General features: G+C 74.9%; 19 protein-coding genes. 12 read left to right on the plus strand and 7 right to left on the minus strand.

What is annotated here, in order from left to right; all coding sequences use genetic code 11:
- Window positions 1-42 precede the first annotated feature (42 nt).
- On the minus strand, window positions 43-1,161 hold the full coding sequence (locus LPU61_RS01990) for an endonuclease (RefSeq protein WP_229403908.1): 1,119 nt from the start codon (window positions 1,159-1,161) through the stop codon (window positions 43-45).
- On the opposite strand from LPU61_RS01990, the gene LPU61_RS01995 reads away from it, so the two are divergent.
- Window positions 1,130-1,354, plus strand: coding sequence for a hypothetical protein (locus LPU61_RS01995; RefSeq protein ID WP_229403909.1), 225 nt, complete (start codon window positions 1,130-1,132; stop codon window positions 1,352-1,354). The two genes, LPU61_RS01990 and LPU61_RS01995, sit on opposite strands and share 32 nt — an antisense overlap.
- A gap of 91 nt (window positions 1,355-1,445) precedes the next feature.
- Here LPU61_RS01995 and LPU61_RS02000 read toward each other — a convergent pair whose 3' ends face one another.
- Both LPU61_RS02000 and LPU61_RS02005 read right to left on the minus strand, forming a co-directional pair.
- A complete protein-coding gene (locus tag LPU61_RS02000; RefSeq protein ID WP_229403910.1) occupies window positions 1,446-2,240 on the minus strand; it encodes an ABC transporter permease in 795 nt (264 codons plus the stop codon).
- On the minus strand, window positions 2,237-3,136 hold the full coding sequence (locus LPU61_RS02005) for an ABC transporter ATP-binding protein (protein ID WP_229403911.1): 900 nt from the start codon (window positions 3,134-3,136) through the stop codon (window positions 2,237-2,239). The genes LPU61_RS02000 and LPU61_RS02005 overlap by 4 nt, the downstream gene beginning before the upstream one ends.
- A gap of 130 nt (window positions 3,137-3,266) precedes the next feature.
- Between LPU61_RS02005 and LPU61_RS02010 the strand changes: the two genes are divergently transcribed.
- The 6 genes from LPU61_RS02010 (at window position 3,267) to LPU61_RS02035 (ending at window position 8,151) form a co-directional block, all read left to right on the plus strand.
- Window positions 3,267-4,631 carry a sensor histidine kinase gene (locus tag LPU61_RS02010; protein ID WP_229403912.1) on the plus strand — a complete coding sequence of 455 codons (1,365 nt, stop codon included), beginning with the start codon at window positions 3,267-3,269 and terminating at the stop codon, window positions 4,629-4,631.
- The gene (locus LPU61_RS02015) at window positions 4,610-5,311 is read left to right on the plus strand and encodes a response regulator (RefSeq protein ID WP_374199613.1); all 702 of its coding nucleotides are present in this window, start codon (window positions 4,610-4,612) and stop codon (window positions 5,309-5,311) included. Before LPU61_RS02010 ends, LPU61_RS02015 begins: the two co-directional genes overlap by 22 nt.
- A gap of 132 nt (window positions 5,312-5,443) precedes the next feature.
- Entirely contained in the window at window positions 5,444-5,869 is a 426-nt protein-coding gene (locus LPU61_RS02020) for a DUF234 domain-containing protein (protein ID WP_043962148.1), read from the plus strand.
- A gap of 126 nt (window positions 5,870-5,995) precedes the next feature.
- Window positions 5,996-6,619, plus strand: a complete 624-nt coding sequence (locus LPU61_RS02025; RefSeq protein WP_229403914.1) for a hypothetical protein — start codon at window positions 5,996-5,998, stop codon at window positions 6,617-6,619.
- A gap of 402 nt (window positions 6,620-7,021) precedes the next feature.
- On the plus strand, window positions 7,022-7,663 hold the full coding sequence (locus tag LPU61_RS02030; protein ID WP_043962150.1) for a DUF6642 family protein: 642 nt from the start codon (window positions 7,022-7,024) through the stop codon (window positions 7,661-7,663).
- Window positions 7,664-7,686: 23 nt separating this feature from the next.
- On the plus strand, window positions 7,687-8,151 hold the full coding sequence (locus tag LPU61_RS02035; protein WP_229403915.1) for a PPOX class F420-dependent oxidoreductase: 465 nt from the start codon (window positions 7,687-7,689) through the stop codon (window positions 8,149-8,151).
- A gap of 11 nt (window positions 8,152-8,162) precedes the next feature.
- On the opposite strand, the gene LPU61_RS02040 is transcribed toward LPU61_RS02035, so the two are convergent.
- Together LPU61_RS02040 and LPU61_RS02045 are read right to left on the minus strand one after the other, a co-directional pair.
- On the minus strand, window positions 8,163-8,807 hold the full coding sequence (locus LPU61_RS02040; protein WP_043962152.1) for an NAD(P)-dependent oxidoreductase: 645 nt from the start codon (window positions 8,805-8,807) through the stop codon (window positions 8,163-8,165).
- A 106-nt stretch (window positions 8,808-8,913) separates the two neighbouring features.
- Window positions 8,914-10,140, minus strand: coding sequence for a serine hydrolase domain-containing protein (locus LPU61_RS02045; RefSeq protein ID WP_374199614.1), 1,227 nt, complete (start codon window positions 10,138-10,140; stop codon window positions 8,914-8,916).
- A 72-nt stretch (window positions 10,141-10,212) separates the two neighbouring features.
- Between LPU61_RS02045 and LPU61_RS02050 the strand changes: the two genes are divergently transcribed.
- The 3 genes from LPU61_RS02050 (at window position 10,213) to LPU61_RS02060 (ending at window position 12,596) form a co-directional block, all read left to right on the plus strand.
- Window positions 10,213-10,806, plus strand: coding sequence for a pentapeptide repeat-containing protein (locus tag LPU61_RS02050; RefSeq protein ID WP_229403916.1), 594 nt, complete (start codon window positions 10,213-10,215; stop codon window positions 10,804-10,806).
- 388 nt (window positions 10,807-11,194) lie between these two features.
- Window positions 11,195-12,136, plus strand: coding sequence for a hypothetical protein (locus LPU61_RS02055; protein ID WP_229403917.1), 942 nt, complete (start codon window positions 11,195-11,197; stop codon window positions 12,134-12,136).
- Window positions 12,137-12,257: 121 nt separating this feature from the next.
- Window positions 12,258-12,596, plus strand: a complete 339-nt coding sequence (locus tag LPU61_RS02060; protein ID WP_043962156.1) for a hypothetical protein — start codon at window positions 12,258-12,260, stop codon at window positions 12,594-12,596.
- A 257-nt stretch (window positions 12,597-12,853) separates the two neighbouring features.
- Here the strand turns inward: LPU61_RS02060 and LPU61_RS02065 are convergent, their stop codons facing one another.
- A complete protein-coding gene (locus LPU61_RS02065; RefSeq protein ID WP_043962157.1) occupies window positions 12,854-13,579 on the minus strand; it encodes an MIP/aquaporin family protein in 726 nt (241 codons plus the stop codon).
- A 237-nt stretch (window positions 13,580-13,816) separates the two neighbouring features.
- On the opposite strand from LPU61_RS02065, the gene LPU61_RS02070 reads away from it, so the two are divergent.
- Complete coding sequence (locus tag LPU61_RS02070; RefSeq protein ID WP_043962158.1) at window positions 13,817-14,095, plus strand: iron-sulfur cluster assembly accessory protein; 279 nt, start codon at window positions 13,817-13,819, stop codon at window positions 14,093-14,095.
- Here LPU61_RS02070 and LPU61_RS02075 read toward each other — a convergent pair.
- Window positions 14,082-15,155 (minus strand): beta family protein, encoded by a 1,074-nt coding sequence (locus tag LPU61_RS02075; protein WP_199485982.1) that lies wholly within the window; start codon window positions 15,153-15,155, stop codon window positions 14,082-14,084. The genes LPU61_RS02070 and LPU61_RS02075 overlap by 14 nt on opposite strands.
- 87 nt (window positions 15,156-15,242) lie before the next feature.
- Between LPU61_RS02075 and LPU61_RS02080 the strand changes: the two genes are divergently transcribed.
- Window positions 15,243-16,136 (plus strand): sulfotransferase domain-containing protein, encoded by an 894-nt coding sequence (locus LPU61_RS02080; RefSeq protein ID WP_229403918.1) that lies wholly within the window; start codon window positions 15,243-15,245, stop codon window positions 16,134-16,136.
- The last annotated feature ends 4 nt before the right edge of the window (window positions 16,137-16,140 follow it).

The following is a 16,140-nucleotide window of genomic DNA, read 5'->3' on the forward strand; positions in this document are numbered from 1 at the left end:
CGGGCGGGGTGATCCGCGACAACCGGGTGGCCCCGGGCGGGGTCAGCCCCAGATGGCGGTGGCCCACTCCGGGTGGTCGACGAACGGGTTGCGGTTGCCCTGCCAGCGATCGTAGATGACCTGGTTGCGGCGCTTCTCGAAGGCGTCCGGCGGGTCGGCCAGGTTCCAGGCGAGCAGCACCGACAGCTTCCCGTGGTACGGGGACGTGCCGTTGGACACCGAGTTGTTGATCTCCAGGTTCGGCCAGCCGTCGTCGCCCTCGTACCGGATCGCCATATACATGATCATCCGGGCGACGTCGCCCTTGACCGCGTTGCGCGGCTCGAACGAGTCGGCGTCGGAGTAGCAGCCGGTGCACTCGGACACCCCGCTGCCCCCGGCGTCGAAGTCCTTGTTGCCGCGCGTCGAGTTGACCGAGACGTCCTCGGGGCGCAGGTGGTGCACGTCGGTGCCGGGGCCGGTGGCGGTGCCGAAGTCGCCGTGCGACTTGGCCCAGACGTGCTCGCGGTTCCAGTCGTTGGCGTCGCCGCCGTTGCTGGTCTTGCTCTGCGAGCGGCCGCTGTAGAGCAGCAGCACGTTGTTGGCGTTGGCCGGGTCCTGGTCGGTGTCCTTCAACGCCTCCCACACCTGGTCGTAGTTGAGCTTCGTCTGCGTCCTGATGATGGCGTGCAGGGAGCTGCGCAGCGCGGTGCCGGTCTTGCCGATCGCGCTGGCGTAGTACGTCGAGTCGTACGGGCCACCGCCGCCGGTCGGGCTGGGCGACGGGTTGGGCGACGCGGTGGGCGTCGGCGTCGGGCCCGGGGTGGCGCCGCCGAGGCTCATCGCGGTCGGGTTCTTCAGCCCGCCGTGGCTGAAGTACGCGGTCAGCGCCCCGGTGGCGGTGACCTGCCGGCCGCGCAGCCCCGGGTTGGTCAGCAGCCCGAAGGTGCTGCGGTAGGCGGCCGTCACCTGGACGTAGAGCATCCTGCCCGTGCCGGTCTCGGCGGCGCTGTCGGCGATGGCGATCGCCGTGTCCGCCGTGTAGCCGGAGGTGATCACCGTGGTCGTCGCCGTCGGCTGCCCGACGACGTACCCGGTGACGGTGGCCGTGCGGCCGTCCTGGGCGGCCAGCGCCTGTGCCACGGTCAGCGTGGTCGCCGCCGACGCGGAGGTGCTCGCCACGACGGGTGTCAGCACCGTGACGGCCAGTGCGAACGCCGTGATCAGCCGCCCGGATCGCGAGCGGGTGACGCTCCTTGTATTCATGGTCAGCGATGCTATCGGCGTCGGCGTGAACAGCGGGAGAGCGCCGGGAAACTTTACGGGGCCGAAATCGTCGCTGGTTGATCGACTGCATGTCGGCGACATGGCGTGATCATCCGTCCCGGACACCGCCATGTCGCCGACATCGCCCGGCCCGCCCGGCCGGCCCGGCCCGCTCGCTCGGCCCGCCCGGCCGGGCCGGGTCAGGACACCTCGCGGAGCAGCGTCCGGATCAGCCCGGCCGCCAGCGGCAGCGCCAACCAGACCAGCAGCGACACCCCCAGCCGCCCCCACTGGCCGGCGGTCACCTCCGGGCCGAGCAGCGGCTCCATGGTGCGGGCGGTGTCCAGCCAGCGGGCCGGCTCGCGCAGCGCCGCGATCATGCCGGACAGCAGCGTCCACACCGTCGGCAGCAGCAGATAGCTGACCACGGCCAGCGGGGTGCTCAGCAGCAGCAGGCCGAACGCCGCGCCCATCAGCACGTTCGTGACCTCGAACAGCACCGCGTGCAGCAGCCGGGAGCCCTCGAACGACCAGTCGGCCGCCCCGCCCGTGGCACCGGCGACCAGGTTGCCAAGCGCGGCGACGGCCAGGCTGACCAGCACCGACGCCAGCGCGGCCAGCACCACCGCGGCCAGCTTCGCGACGATCACCCGCTCCCGGCGGGGCACCAGCGCGTACGTGGTCAGCGCCGTGCGCTGGGACCACTCCGCGGTGATCGACAGGATGCCCAGCACCGGCAGGAGCAGGCCGGCGGGGAGCAGTTGTGGCACGAAGAACTCGGTGAACGTCTGCTCCTCGTCGGCCAGCACCGACAGCTGCACCACGACGATCACGACGGAGACGAGGGCGATGCCGGCCAGCAGCCACCGGCCGGCCCGGGTGTCGGCGAGCTTGCGCAGCTCGACGGCGGTCAACCGGGTCAGCGACGGCCCGCGTACCCCCGGGTAGCGCGGCTCGGCGACGGCGGGTGCCGTGGGGACGGTCTGCGCGGTCATGCGGTGGTCTCCTTCGTGGTCGTGCCGCCGGTGAGGGTGAGGAAGAGTTGTTCCAGGCCGCCGCCACCGGCGGGGCGCAGCTCGGTGAGGGCCACCCCGGCGGCCGCGGCGGCCTGCCCGACCGGGTCGGGGTCGGCCCGCACCAGCAGGCCGCCGCCGGGGCCGGGGGTGGCGTCGAGGCCGGCGGCGGCCAGCGCCCGCCCGAGGGCCGCGCCGTCGCGCGCCCGCACCAGCGTGCCGGCGCCGGCGAGCAGCTCCTCCGTGCCGCCCTGGGCGACCACCCGGCCGCCGCCGATCACCACCAGCCGGTCGGCCACCGCCTCCACCTCCCGCAGCAGGTGGGAGGAGAGCAGCACCGTGCCGCCCCGGTCGGCGAAGTCGCGCAGCAGGCCGCGCATCCAGAAGATCCCCTCCGGGTCCAGGCCGTTGGCCGGCTCGTCCAGGACCAGCACCCGGGGGTCGCCCAGCAGCGCATGCGCCAGGCCGAGCCGCTGGCGCATCCCCAGGGAGTACGCGCCGACGCGGCGCCGGGCGGCGGCCGCGCCCAGCCCGACGAGGTCGAGCTTCACGTCGACCTCCCGCCGGGGCACTCCCATGACGGCGGCGGCGAGCGCCAGCACCTCCCGCCCCGTCCGGCCGGCGTGCTGCGCGGAGGCGTCCAGCAGCACGCCGATCTCCCGGCCCGGGTTGGCCAGCCGCCGGTACGGCACCCCGCAGACCGTGGCGGTGCCCGCCGTCGGCGGGGTCAGCCCGCAGAGCATCCGCATCGTGGTGGACTTGCCCGCGCCGTTCGGGCCGAGGAAGCCGGTGACGCTGCCCGGCGCGCAGGTGAAGCTGACGTCGTCGACGGCGGTGCTCCCGCCGTACCGCTTGGTCAGGTGCGCTACTTCGATCATGGGTCGAGCCTGCCCGCGCCACCCGGCCGGGCGCTGCGGCCGGCGGTCGAGCGCCCGTCGACCTCCGGCCACGCCCGGCGTCGACTTTGGTAGCTGTCGGGCGGCCGGCGGCCCTGCCTAGCATGGGGCGATGACCAGCGCCGCCGTACCGGATCATCCCTGGCTGCTGCCGGGTGCCCTCACCGACGCGGCGTCCGGGGCGCGGCCCCGGCGGACCACCCGCGACTGGCTGGTGGACACCCACATGTTCCTGCTCGCCCTCGGCTGGGCCGTCGCCGTCGCCTGGGACGCCGCCCAGCCCGAGCCGGCGCTGGCCGGGCCGCTGCCGCACGAGTGGTTGCAGGGTCTCGACAACGTGCTCGGCCCGCTCGCCTGCGCGGCGCTCTGGCTGCGCCGCCGGTGGCCGGTCGGGCTGGCGGTGGCCACCCTGCCGCTCGGGCTGTTCTCGGCGACCGCCGGGGTCGCCCTGTTGATCATCATGTTCACGGTCGTGGTGCACCGGCCGTTCCCGCAGGCCGCGCTCGTGATCGGCGCGAACGTGCTGACCTGCTTCAGCTACGCGGCGGTGCGCCCCGAGCGCGGGTTCGGGTTCTGGGGCGAGGTGGCCTGGGCGATCGTCTTCCTCGGCTCCGTGCTGGCCTGGGGGATGTTCGTCCGCGCCCGCCGGCAGCTCGTGCTCTCCCTGCGGGAGCGGGCCGACCGGGCCGAGGCCGAGCAGCAGTTGCGGGTCGCGCAGGCGCGGCACCTGGAGCGGACCCGGATCGCCCGGGAGATGCACGACGTGCTCGCGCACCGGATCTCGCTGCTCAGCCTGCACGCGGGGGCGCTGGAGTTCCGGCCCGACGCGCCGCCCGAGCAGGTCGCCCGGGCGGCCGGGGTGATCCGGGAGAGCGCCCATGCCGCCCTGGCGGACCTGCGCGACGTGATCGGGGTGCTCCGCGCCGACGACCCCGCCCCCGTCCCCGCCGGCCCGGACGCGCCGCCCGGCCCGGCGGTGGAACGCCCTCAGCCGACCCTGGCCGACGTGCCCGCGCTGGTCGGGGAGTCCCGCGCGGCCGGGATGCGGGTCGAGGTCGACGACGCCGTCGACGACCCCGGGGCGGTGCCCGCGGGGCTGGGGCGCACGGCGTACCGGATCGTGCAGGAGGCGCTGACCAACGCCCGCAAGCACGCGGCGGGGGCCACCGTCACCGTCCGGCTGGCCGGCGCGGCCGGGACGGGGCTGACCGTCGACGTGCGCAACCGCTGGCCGGTCGGCGGTCACCCGCTGCCGGGCCGGCCGGTCGGCCGTCACCCGCAGTCCGGCTGGCCGGTCGGCGGTCACCCGCAGTCGGGCCGGCCGGTGGGCGCGGGGGAGCGGGCCGCGATCCCGGGCGCGGGGACGGGGCTGATCGGCGTCGCCGAGCGGGTCAGCCTGGCCGGCGGGCGGCTGACGCACGGGCGGGACGAGACGGGCGACTTCCGGCTGACCGCCTGGCTGCCGTGGCCGGCATGACGGGCGGGGAAGGCTCCCCGCAGCCGGTGCGGGTGCTGATCGTGGACGACGACGCCCTCGTCCGGGCCGGGCTGTCGATGATCCTCGGCGGCGCGCCGGAGCTGCGGGTCGTCGGCGAGGCCGCCGACGGCGACCAGGTGCCGGCCGCCGTCGCCGCCTGCGCGCCCGACGTGGTGCTGATGGACATCCGGATGCCCCGCGTCGACGGCCTCGCCGCCACCGAGGCGCTGCGCGCACTGCCCCGGCCGCCGGAGGTGCTGGTGCTGACCACGTTCGACGCCGACGACCAGGTGCTGCGGGCGCTGCGGGCCGGGGCGGCCGGCTTCCTGCTCAAGGACACCCCGCCCGCCGAGATCGTCCGGGCCGTGTGCCGGGTGGCGGCGGGCGAGGCCACCCTGTCGCCGACGGTCACCCGGCAACTGATCCGGCACGTCACGGCGGCCGAACCGGCCGGGGGCGACCCCCGCCGGGACCGGGCGCGGCGGCTGCTGGCCGCGCTCAGTGAGCGGGAGCGGGAGGTCGCGCTGGCGCTGGGCCGGGGCCGGACCAACGCCGAGATCTCCGCCGAGCTGTTCATGAGCGTGGCCACGGTCAAGGCGTACGTGTCCCGCCTGCTGACCAAGCTCGACCTGAACAACCGCGTCCAGGTCGCCATCCTGGTCCACGACGCGGAACTCTGAGCGCTCCGCGCCCCGCTCTGGCGCCGCCGCGCGCCCTTGATCGACTCCATGTCAGCGACATTGCGTGATCATCCGCCCCGGATACCGCCACCTGACCGTCATGACTTTGGCATCGCCGCTGATTCGTCGAACTTGGTTGTTTCACGGGGGCGGGGCGACCTGACGCTGGCCCGGATCACCACCTCCTGGACGACCTGGCGGGGGCGGGCGATCGAACCCGCCGTCCGGGAGGCGTTGCGCAGGCTGCCCGCCGACCGGCTGCCGGAGGGAACATCGGCCGTCGGCGGGTTCTGGACCCGGACGAACAACCCCGAGATCGGCCTCGTCGGCGCGGACCGGGAGCCGGTGGCCCGGCGGGTGACCTTCGTGGGCTCGATCAAGTGGCTGGAGCGGCGTGCGTTCGACGGTCACGACCTCGGGCGGCTGCTGCTGCACCGGTCGCTGCTGCCCGGCGCGGACGAGCGGACGGAACTGGTCGCGGTGTCGCGCGCCGGGGTCGACGTGGACGGGGTGCGGGCGCTGTCGGCGGAGGATCTGCTGACCGCCTACCGCGATTGAACTCATCGCCCCCGCGCGCCGTACCACTGCGCGAGGATGTGGTGCGGCGGGTCGGCCGCACCGCTGCCGAGCTGCGGGAGGCCTGCCGTGCGAGTTGGTGAGCAGTCGACGGATCCCATCGACCAAGTGCTGGGTGAGGTGCCGGTCCCGGCGTCCCTGACACCCGAGGACGTCCGGCTCGCGGTCCGGGCGGTGGTGGTGCACACCGCGGAGGAGTGGCCGTCGGGGGCGTTGTGCCGCAACGACGGAGCGTCGTACCCCTGCCGGTTGCACCGCTGGGGCCGGCGGGTGCTGGAGGCCCACGGCCTCAACGGGCGTCAGATCGACGCCCTGATCCGGCACGGGAACCCGTTCGTGCACGTGCCGTTCCCGTTCACGGCGACCGGTCCGTCGCGCGCCGACCGGCCCGCCGCCCACCCGGCGGCCACGCAGTCCGGGCGGGGCGCGACGCCACCGGGCCGCGCCGCCAACCCGGGCGGGCGTACGCCCATGCCGCCGGGCCGGGTCTCCGCGTCCGGCGGACGGATGCCGACACCGCCGGGGCGCATGCCGACGCCCCCGGGGCGCATGCCGACACCTCCCGGGCGGGTGCCCACTCCGCCGGGGCGGGTGCCGACACCCCCTGGACGGGTGCCCCCTGCGCCTGGGCGGGTCTCCGTGCCCACCGGGCGGCCCGTGGTCCGGCCCGGCCTGCCCAGCCGGCCGGTGCCGCCCAACGCCGCCGCGCCGCGCTGGCCTCGGGCGAGCTGACGGGGAACGTCGCGTCGGCCCGGTCGTGGGGGTTGCCCCTCGCGACCGGGCCGTTTCCGCTCCGACCTGCTGCGAAAGACCCCATCCGGGTACGCATCGCGATCGGCCTGGACCCGCGGAGGCTCCCGTCGGCTCCGACCCTGGAAGATTCCGCCCCCGGAGGGGCCGACTGCTCCCAGGATCGCTTGTCTCCAGGACAGTGCGGGGGTGCGGCGTGGTCAGGTCGTGCCCGATCACGGATCGAGTGGCCTCCCGCCGCCAGTGACGCCACTCTCCCCTGATCGAGCGCGATCGGGGATCCCACGGCAGGACGATGCGGGGTCGCGTCGGGTCGTACGGAGGGTGATCCCCGAGGTGGCGGCGGCTGGCGGTAACGTCAGCGGGGGCTCGGGGAGGTGGCTGGTGGCGCGCGGTGGTGTCTTCTGTGTCGAGGGGCAGTGGCACCGTGACCTCAACGAACGCGGTTCGGTCCTGCCGACCCTGGAACTCCTCGAACGGCTGGGCAAGATCCGCTTCATCCACAAGGACGCGGCGACCCGCGACGAGCTGTTCTACTTCCTCGACCGCTGGCTGCTCAAGCAGTACGCCGACTACCGGGTGGGCTTCTTCGCCATGCACGGCGAGCCGAGCCGCCTCTGCCTCACCGACTGGGACTCGGTCGACCTCTCCGACGTCGCCGAGCGGATGGCCGGCCGCTGCGACGGCCGTCGGCTCTACTTCGGCAGCTGCTCGGTGCTGCGGGCGTCCGACGCCGCGCTGCGCGACTTCCTCGACGAGACCGGCGCGGCGCTGATCTGCGGGTTCACCCGGGAGGTCGACTGGGTGGAGTCGGCGGCCTTCGAGACCGTGCTGCTCGACGTGCTGGCCAACGGGCAGCGGCACAACGCCGCCGAGCTGCGGATGGGCTCGGCGCACTGGGCGCCGCTGGCGGCGTACCTGGGCTTCCGGGTGATCTACGCCAACGGCCGGGCCTGGCGGCCCACGGTGCGTCCCCGGGTGCCCGCCCAGCCGGCGGCCGGGCGGAGCACCGCCCGGCCGAGCTGACGGCGCTGCTGGTAGAAACGGGTATGGCACGCAGCATCGCGAGCAACACCCGGGTCGACCGGGCCGCCCTGATCGATTTCATCCGTCCCCGGCACCGGGTCCTGCTGATGACCACCCGGTCCGACGGCCGCCCCCAGTCCTCCCCGGTGGCGTGCGGGGTGGACCCCGAGGGCCGGCTGGTGATCTCCACCTACCCCGAGCGGGCGAAGGCCCGCAACATCCGGCGGGACCCGCGCGTCTCGGCCTGCGTGCTCTCCGACGACTGGGACGGGCCGTGGGTGCAGGTGGACGGCACCGCCGAGGTGCTCGACCTGCCCGAGGCGCTGGAACCGCTGGTCGCATACTTCCGCAGCATCTCGGGCGAGCACCCCGACTGGGACGAGTACCGGGCGGCGATGGTCCGGCAGGGCAAGTCGCTGATCCGGGTCACCATCGACGGCTGGGGCCCGATCGCCACCGGCGGCTTCCCGGCCCGCCTCGCCGACTGAAGCCGGCGGGCTCAGTAGCCGGCGGTGAAGCGCATGTTCTCGAAGCGCGGGTTCTCGATCTCGTCGACGACGGCGACGGCCAGGTCCTCGTAGCTCAGGGCCGCGCGTCCCCGCTCGTCGGTCACCGGCTCGTCGAGGCCGGTGCGGTAGTGGCCGGTGCGCTCACCGGGGTGGAACTCCAGCGGCGGCGGGGAGACGTACGTCCAGGTGACCCCGTCGGCAGCCGAGCGGTACCAGGCCAGGGCGTCGGCCTGGCCCAGGGCGGAGTCCCGGTATTCCTCGGGGAAGTCGGGCTCCTCCAGGTACGGGGTGCCCCCCGGCGTCAGCAGGGTCGCCCCGCCGCCGACGTGGATGATCCGGGGCGGGTTCGGCACCTCCCGCAGCACGGTGACGAGATTCTCGGCCGCGTCCCGCCACAGCGCCCGGCCCTCGTCGCCGCCCACGGCGACGACCATCACGTCGGCGGCCGGGGCCAGCTCCCGCACGCTGTGCGCCGAGGTGACGTCCCCGGTCACCAGGTCGACCCCGGCCGGCAGGTAGCTGGTCGCCTCGGGGCGGCGTACGGCTGCGGTCACCCGGTGGCCCCGGGCGACCGCCTCGGCGGTGATCCGCGACCCCGCCGTGCCCCCGGCGCCGAACACCACGACGTTGCTCATGGCCCCAGGCTAGGAGCCGGCCGGGCCCGGCGGTGCCGTTCCGGCGATCCCGGCCGCGCTTCCCCGGCGTCGACGACGGGGCGGGCGGCGGGCCCACCGACCCGGCTCAGTCGACCAGGGCGGAGTAGACGAGCTGGCGCAGCTGGGGCCGCAGCGGATGGGTGCTCGACGGCATGAGCTGGGTGAACAGCATGGCGGTGACCTCCTCCGCCGGGTCGACCCAGAAGGCGGTGCTGGCCATCCCGCCCCAGTAGTATTCGCCGGCGCTGCTCGGCACCCGGGACGGGACCGGGTCCTGCACCACGGCGAAGCCGAGGCCGAAGCCGATGCCGTCGAGGACCGTCTCGGCGAAGCCGGTCGGCGAGTACGAGGCCAGGTCGCGGCCGTCGGGCAGGTGGTTGCGGGTCATGAAGCGCACCGTGCGGGGCCCGAGCAGGCGTACGCCGTCCAACTCCCCGCCGCGCAGCAGGAACTGGGTGAACCGGTGGTAGTCGGCGGCGGTGGAGACCAGCCCGCCGCCACCGGAGAGGAAGTCGGGCGCGGTCAGCGCGAGCCGGCCGAGCGCGTCGGCGCGGATGGCCTGCCCGGTCGCGGGGTGCGGGAAGTAGAGCGCGGCGAGCCGCTTGGCGTCGGCCTCCTCGACCCACCAGCCGGTGTCGGTCATGCCCAGCGGCCGGAAGATGCGTGCGGCGAGGAACTCGTCGAGGCGCTGCCCGGAGACGACCTCGATCAGCCGGCCGAGCACGTCGGTGGAGACCCCGTAGTTCCAGCCGGTGCCGGGCTGGAACAGCAGCGGCAGCCGGGCCAGCCCCTGGCTGGCGGCTGCCAGGTCGGCCCCGACGGGCACGCCGAGGTCGAAGCCGGCCGCCCGGTAGAGCCCGTCGACGACGGAGACCTGGGCGAAGCCGTACGTCAGGCCGGACATGTGGGTCAGCAGGTGCCAGATCCGGATCGGCTCGACCGCCGGCACCGTGTACGGCTTGGTCACCGGCCCCTTGTCGTAGACCCGGACGTCGGCGAACTCGGGCAGCCAGCGGCCGATCGGGTCGGTGAGCTCGAAGCGGCCCTCCTCCCACAGCATCATCGCCGCGACGGAGGTGATCGGCTTGGTCATCGAGTAGACGCGCCAGATGGTGTCCGGTTCGACCGGCAGCCCGGCCTCCCGGTCGCGCATGCCGTAGGTGGCGGAGTGGGCGATCTCGCCCCGGCGGGTGACGACGATCTGCCAGCCGGCGAGCCGGCCGTCGTCGACGTACCTGCCGAAGTGCTCGTCGATCCGCGCCAGCCGGGCGGGGTCGAAGCCGATGCGGTCGGGGTCGGTGCGCAGGGCCAGGCTCACCCACCGAACCTACTAGCCGGTACGCGCCGCGCGGAAGACGTCGGTGGCCGCCGTTAGGCTGGCCGGGTGCCGGAGCCCACCGAGGACGCGACCTTCCGCCACGACGACTGGTACGCCGAGGACCTGGCCGACCGGCACTTCGTGCGCTGCGAGTTCTTCCACGTCGACCTGACCGAGGCGGTCAGCCGGGGTGCGGTCTTCACCGAGTGCGTCTTCGGCAACGTGGCGTTCAACGCCTCCCGCCACGTCGACTCGGCCTTCACCCGCTGCGTGTTCAAGCGGTGCAACCTGTTCGAGGCCGAGTTCACGGGCTGCAAGCTGGTCGGCAGCAGCTTCGAGCAGTGCGACCTGCGGCCGTTGCGGGTCGACGGCGGCGACTGGTCGTTCGTGGCGCTGCCCGGTGCCGACCTGCGCGGGGTGCGCCTGACCGACGTCCGGATGCGCGAGGCGGACCTGGCCGGTGCCGATCTGACCGGTGCCACGGTGACCGGCGTCGACCTCTCCGGCGCCCACTTGCACGGCTCCCGCCTGCTGCGCGCCGACCTGCGGGGCAGCGACCTGTCGGCGCTGGATCCGACGACGGTGCAGCGGGCCGGCGCGCTGATCGACGCCGAGCAGGCGGTGCTGCTGGCGCGGGCCCTCGGCTTCCAGGTGGGCTGACCGGCGGCTCGACCGGGGCCCGCCCCGGTTCGTGGACTTCGCCGCTTTCGCGCTTAACGTGACCTCCAGTACGCTCAGCGCAGCCGGCGGCGCCACCACCGCCTCGGCGCGTCGCGGTGCGCCCTGCCTGTCTCGCCGCGACGTCGGCGCCCGTCCGGCTGACCCCCGCCGACGTTCCCGCGCCCGTCCGGTGAACCGGCACCGTGGCGCAGCCCGCCCGGTCGCCGGTGATCCGGTCGTGCGCCGGTCCCTACCGGACGGTAACGAAGTGGAAACGCCCGGCGGGACACCCCTGGCGTCCGGGCGGGGGTGGTGCCAACGTGATACGGCTCACGCCGGTGTGCGGCGGTCGCCGGGACCGGGACACCGGGTGGGGAGTGGAGGCCAGGTGGCGCAGGAAGACCTCACGCGGGGCGTCGGCCCTGGTGGACGGGGGGTGCCCGACCCGCCGTACCGGGTCGGGGAGCCGGCCGACGGCCGGACGCGCTCGGAGCAGCGTCGGCTGGCCCGGGCCCGGCAGCGCCGGCGGTGGGCGGTCGAGGGCCTGGTGGTGCTCGCCTGTCTCGTCGCCCTCGGGGTGTACGCCGCCGCGCCGGGCGGCCCCGCCGCCGGGCCGGACGACGAGGCCGTGCTGCCGGCCCCCGCGGGCCGGCCCAGCGGCGGGTTCCCGGTGGTGGACCGCCCGGGCTCGCCGGCCGACGCGGCCACGCCCGGCCTGCGTCCCCGGCAGCGGACCCCGACCGCCCCGCCGCCGTCGCCGTCGAGCCCGGTGGCGCCGCAACCGGCGGCGGTCCACCTCGACGTCGCCCAGGCCGACGTGCCGGCCGACGTCGACCTGACCGCGGCGGGCACCCGGGACTGGGTCCACTGGGGACTGCGGGGGGCCGACTCGACGGTCCGCAAGCGCGACGGTTCGGGGGAGATCGCCGACGAGGGCGGCCGTGGTGACCGGGTCGGCCACGACGTCAGCCCGGAGACGTTCAGCTGGCGCGACGGTTCGCCGGTGACGTCGTCCACGGCGACCACGACCGGCGTCTCCGCCTGCGGCGTCGGCAGCGGCTTCGCGCTCGCCGTGGACGGCGGGGGTGAGGCCCGCACCGTGCGCCTCTACGCCGGCCTGTGGATGGCGCGCGGCCGGCTGGAGGCGCGGCTGTCCAGCGGCGGCGCCACGACCGTCCGCCGGCTGGAGGATCCGCACACCACGCACACCGCCGAGTTCACCGTGCGGTTCCGGGCCCCGAAGGGGGCGAAGCTGCTGCTCACCTGGACCGTCGAGGCCACCTTCGGCGGGTGCGGCAACGTCAACCTGCAGGCGGTGGCGCTGCGCTGAGCCGGTTCCGGGTGGTCGGCGCCTACCCGCCGGTCGGGACAGTTTGTCCGTCATGCCGCCTCTGGACGGTCGTAGGTTTTCCGCTGACCTGGTCCGTCCGTCCTCTGTGGAGGCTTGCCCGATGAGCAGCACCGCCACCCCCACCCGTGCCGTCCGTTCCGCAGCCGTCCCCGGTGCCCGCGAGGAGTCCGGGGACGGGCTGTGGGACATTCCACTGCCGCCGTACGTGACGGGGGAGGACGCCCAGTTCGCGGTGCGGGCGGTCGTGGTGCACGCCCCCCGGCGCTGGTCCGGCGGGACGGTCTGCCGCAACGACGCCAGCCCGCACCCCTGCCGGCTGCACCGCTGGGGCCGGCGGGTGCTCGCCCTGCGGGGCCTGCGGGCCGCCGAGATAGACCTGCTGATCGAGCGGGGCGACCCGGCCGCCACGGTGCGCCCGCCGGACCGCCCCGGCGCCTGACGCGCCCGTCGATCCGTGGGGCGCCCGTGGGCCCGGGCCCCTTCCTCCGCACCCGGAAGGGGCCCGGGCCGGTCTGACAGGTGACGCCTGCACCCGTTCGGGGCCTGCGGCGCAACGCTGCATGCGCTGATGCTGCCATGGAGAATTCTGCCGGCCAACCCCATCGGGCGAAGGTTAGTGCCGAATCGGGAGGTGCCAAGGGTTCCCGGCGGCGCAGGCGGGCGTCTTTCGTCCCGGTCCTGCGCCCGTCGGCCGGGTCAGGCGGTCCTCGGTGCGGGGCCGGTGGGCTCCTCCGGGTCGGCGCGGTAGTGCGGGTTGCGCCGCACCACGAGCGGTGCCGCGAGGGCGGCCAGCGCGCCACCGAGCAGCGGGAAGACGACGAACACCCACAGCTGCCGCAGGGCCGCGCCACCCTCGAACACCGCCGGGCCGAACGACCGGGCCGGGTTGACCGAGGCGCCGTCGAGGGTCAGGCCGACGGCGATGCAGGCCGCGAGGGCCAGCCCGATCGCCAGCCCCGCGAACCCGGCATGCTCGGCCCGACTGGTCACCACCAGCACGACGAGGACGAACAGGAACGTCAGCACCGTCTCCAGCACGGCCGCGCCGCCCAGGTTGATGTGCGCGCCGTAGCCGTTGGTGCCGAGCGCGCCGGTCTGGTCCACCACGCCGCCCCACCGGGTCAGCCCCCAGATGATCAAAGCGGACACCGTGGCACCGGCGAACTGCGTGATCCAGTACGCCACCGCGCCGACCGGGGAGATCTTTCCCGACAGCAGCACCCCCAGGGTCACCGCCGGGTTGACGTGGCAGCCCGAGAGCGGGCCGATGGTGTAGACCAGCGCCAGCACGATGAAGCCGAAGGTCAGGGCGACTACCACCACGCCGCCCTGGACCTGGGCGAAGACCGCGCTGCCCACGCCGAAGAAGACCAGCAGCAGGGTGCCGACGAACTCGGCCGCGTACCGCCTCGCGTCGTCCATGGCTTCAGCCTAGGGAGCATCCGGGCAGCTCGGAGCCGGTTCCGCCGCAAGGGGTGATCGAACTCGTTCCATTTGACGGATGCGGCCGCAGCGGGCACGGTGGGTGCAGGGGCGTGTGCCGAGCAGCCCCGTTCCGCCCGGTGACGGCCCTGCCGTCACCCGAGCTCCCCCGTGTGATCGTCCGCGGGCTGAGCCCGGTCTGCGCCGACCGCGACCGAGAATCCACGAGGAGTGTCCATGCTGACCATGACCGACAACGCCGTGCTGGTGATCCGCGACCTGGCCGCCCAGGAGGACGTCGCCGAGGGCGGTGGCCTGCGCATCGCCGCCGACACCGACGCGGGCTCGCTCACGATCGAACTGGTGCCCGAGCCCGTCCAGGGCGACCAGGTGGTCGACCACCAGGGCGCCCGGATCTTCCTCGACTCCGACGCCGCCGACCTGCTCACCGACACCTCGGTCGACGCCACCGTCGACGACGAGGGGGTCGTGCAGTTCGGCTTCACCGAGAAATAGCCGGCCCCTCGCCGCGCCGGCCCGCCGCGCGTGCGGGCCGTACGGTGGGGCGGCGTTCGCCGCCGTGCCGGAGCTGGTGCAGCACGTGGGCCAGGTGGTGCGAGGTGCTCCAGGCCGCCCAGTTCGTCGTCGAGCCGGCCCCGGCCACCCGCCGGGCCCGACGCAGGATCTCGTGGTCACCCCACGAGAAGGCCGCCCCGGCCGCCGGCCAGTGCGCCGCCGACACCAGCGTCCGGCACAGGTCGGCCACCCGCTCGTCGCCCCGGCCGCCCCGCCGCGACCAGCGGTAGAGCCACCACTCCCGGTCGGTGGTGTAGCGGACCGTGGGCAGGCGGTCGGAGAGCGGCTCGCCGCCGGGCACCGCGCAGCCGACCGCGTAGTCGCCGTACCGGACGCCGAGGTCGGCCAGCCGACGCCAGAGCAGCCAGTCCCAGCGTTCCAGGCGGACCGGCTCGTCGGTGGGGAACCCGGACCCGGTCGGCGGCAGCCCACCGGCCGCCACCGTCACCGACCGCCAGGCGTGCCGCCGCGCCCAGTCCACCAGTCGTCGGACGCGCGGCTCGGCCAGCCGGACGTCCGCCGGGCAGCAGACGTCCCCGGCGTCTACGAGGAGTTCGCACTGCTCGGGCACGAGCCGGGTGATCCGCCAGATCCGTTCCACCGAGGCCGTCGCGGCGTCCGGACCATACCGGTCGCTGCGGGCCCGCAGCCGCACCACCAACCGCCCGGCGTACGCCCGGGCCGCCACGCCGTGCGCGGCCAGCCGCGCGTCGCTGTCCGCGAGCCCGGCCACCGGCACCAGCGGTACGTTCCACCGGGCCAGCTCGGCGTCGGGCCCGTCGGGCAGGGCGGTGACGTCGACCGCCGGCAGCAGCCCGGGCGGGAGCCGGGTGAACGCCTCCGCGAGGGCGCGGTCCAGGATGGACACGTCGAGGACCGGGGCGATCAGGGCGGCCGTGGCGCTGTCGAGGTGGCGGAGCGCCTCCAGTTCGCCGCGGTGGCAGGCGAGGATGGGATGGTAGACCGGTTCCGCCGCCCGGCTCCCGTGGGCGGGCACCATACTTCAATGTAGCGACACATCGGCGCTCGTCACAGGGCCTGCGGCAAATGCCGGGCGTCCGGCCAGGGGCGATCGTACGATCCCCGGATGCCCGACGCGCCCTTTCGCTACCGATCGTCCGAAGAAGACAGCGCCCGCTGGGCCGGATTCCCGTTCCGCGACGGCGACATCGTCATCAGCACCCGGTCCAAGAGCGGCACCACCTGGATGCAGATGATCTGCGCCCTGCTGGTGTTCGGCACGCCCGACCTGCCGGCCCCGCTGTCGCACCTCTCGCCCTGGCTGGACTGGCTGGCCGAACCCCGCGACGAGGTGTACGCCCGGCTCGCCGCCCAGCGGCACCGCCGGTTCGTCAAGACCCACACCCCGCTCGACGGCGTGCCCCTGGACGACCGGGCGCACTACGTGGTGGTGGCCCGGCACCCGCTGGACAGGGCGGTCTCGCTCTGGCACCAGAGCGGCAACCTCGACCGGGCGCGGCTGGCGGAGCTGACCGGCCGGCCCGCCCCGGCGGGGCTGCCCGCCCCGCGTACCCCGTTGGTGGAGTCGTTGCGACGGTGGGTGGACCGCGAGGTCGACCCGCGCGCGGAGCTGGACTCGCTCCAGGGGGTGTTGTGGCACCTGGGCGACGCCTGGGGGCGTCGCGACCGGCCCAACGTGACCCTCGTGCACTACGACGACCTGGTGGCCGACCTGGCGGGGCAGATGCGCGCCCTGGCCGGGCGGCTCGGCGTCGAGGTGGCGCAGCCGCGCTGGCCGGAGCTGGTCGAGGCGGCCACCTTCGACCGGATGCGCGAGCGGGCGGACCTGCTGGTCCCGGATCCGGCGGGGGTGCTGAAGGACCGGAACGCCTTCTTCCGGCGCGGCCGTTCGGGGCAGGGCCGGGAACTGCTGGACGCGGCGACGCTGGCCCGCTACCGGGCGCGGACCGCCGCCCTCGCCCCACCGGACCTGCTGGCCTGGCTGCACCGCGACCGCTGACGCG

The sequence above is a fragment of the Micromonospora sp. NBRC 110038 genome (genome assembly GCF_020884815.1).
In the GTDB taxonomy this organism is placed as follows: Bacteria; Actinomycetota; Actinomycetes; order Mycobacteriales; family Micromonosporaceae; genus Micromonospora; species Micromonospora haikouensis.

What these genes read in the sequence shown, in the direction of transcription:
- LPU61_RS02060 (WP_043962156.1), top strand. Translation starts at nt 12,258, where the DNA reads ATGAGCAGCACCGCCACCCCCACCCGTGCCGTCCGTTCCGCAGCCGTC.
- LPU61_RS02035 (WP_229403915.1), top strand. Translation starts at nt 7,687, where the DNA reads ATGGCACGCAGCATCGCGAGCAACACCCGGGTCGACCGGGCCGCCCTG.
- LPU61_RS02000 (WP_229403910.1), bottom strand. Translation starts at nt 2,240, where the DNA reads ATGACCGCGCAGACCGTCCCCACGGCACCCGCCGTCGCCGAGCCGCGC.
- LPU61_RS02005 (WP_229403911.1), bottom strand. Translation starts at nt 3,136, where the DNA reads ATGATCGAAGTAGCGCACCTGACCAAGCGGTACGGCGGGAGCACCGCC.
- LPU61_RS02010 (WP_229403912.1), top strand. Translation starts at nt 3,267, where the DNA reads ATGACCAGCGCCGCCGTACCGGATCATCCCTGGCTGCTGCCGGGTGCC.
- LPU61_RS02070 (WP_043962158.1), top strand. Translation starts at nt 13,817, where the DNA reads ATGCTGACCATGACCGACAACGCCGTGCTGGTGATCCGCGACCTGGCC.
- LPU61_RS02040 (WP_043962152.1), bottom strand. Translation starts at nt 8,807, where the DNA reads ATGAGCAACGTCGTGGTGTTCGGCGCCGGGGGCACGGCGGGGTCGCGG.
- LPU61_RS02065 (WP_043962157.1), bottom strand. Translation starts at nt 13,579, where the DNA reads ATGGACGACGCGAGGCGGTACGCGGCCGAGTTCGTCGGCACCCTGCTG.
- LPU61_RS02075 (WP_199485982.1), bottom strand. Translation starts at nt 15,155, where the DNA reads ATGGTGCCCGCCCACGGGAGCCGGGCGGCGGAACCGGTCTACCATCCC.
- LPU61_RS02080 (WP_229403918.1), top strand. Translation starts at nt 15,243, where the DNA reads ATGCCCGACGCGCCCTTTCGCTACCGATCGTCCGAAGAAGACAGCGCC.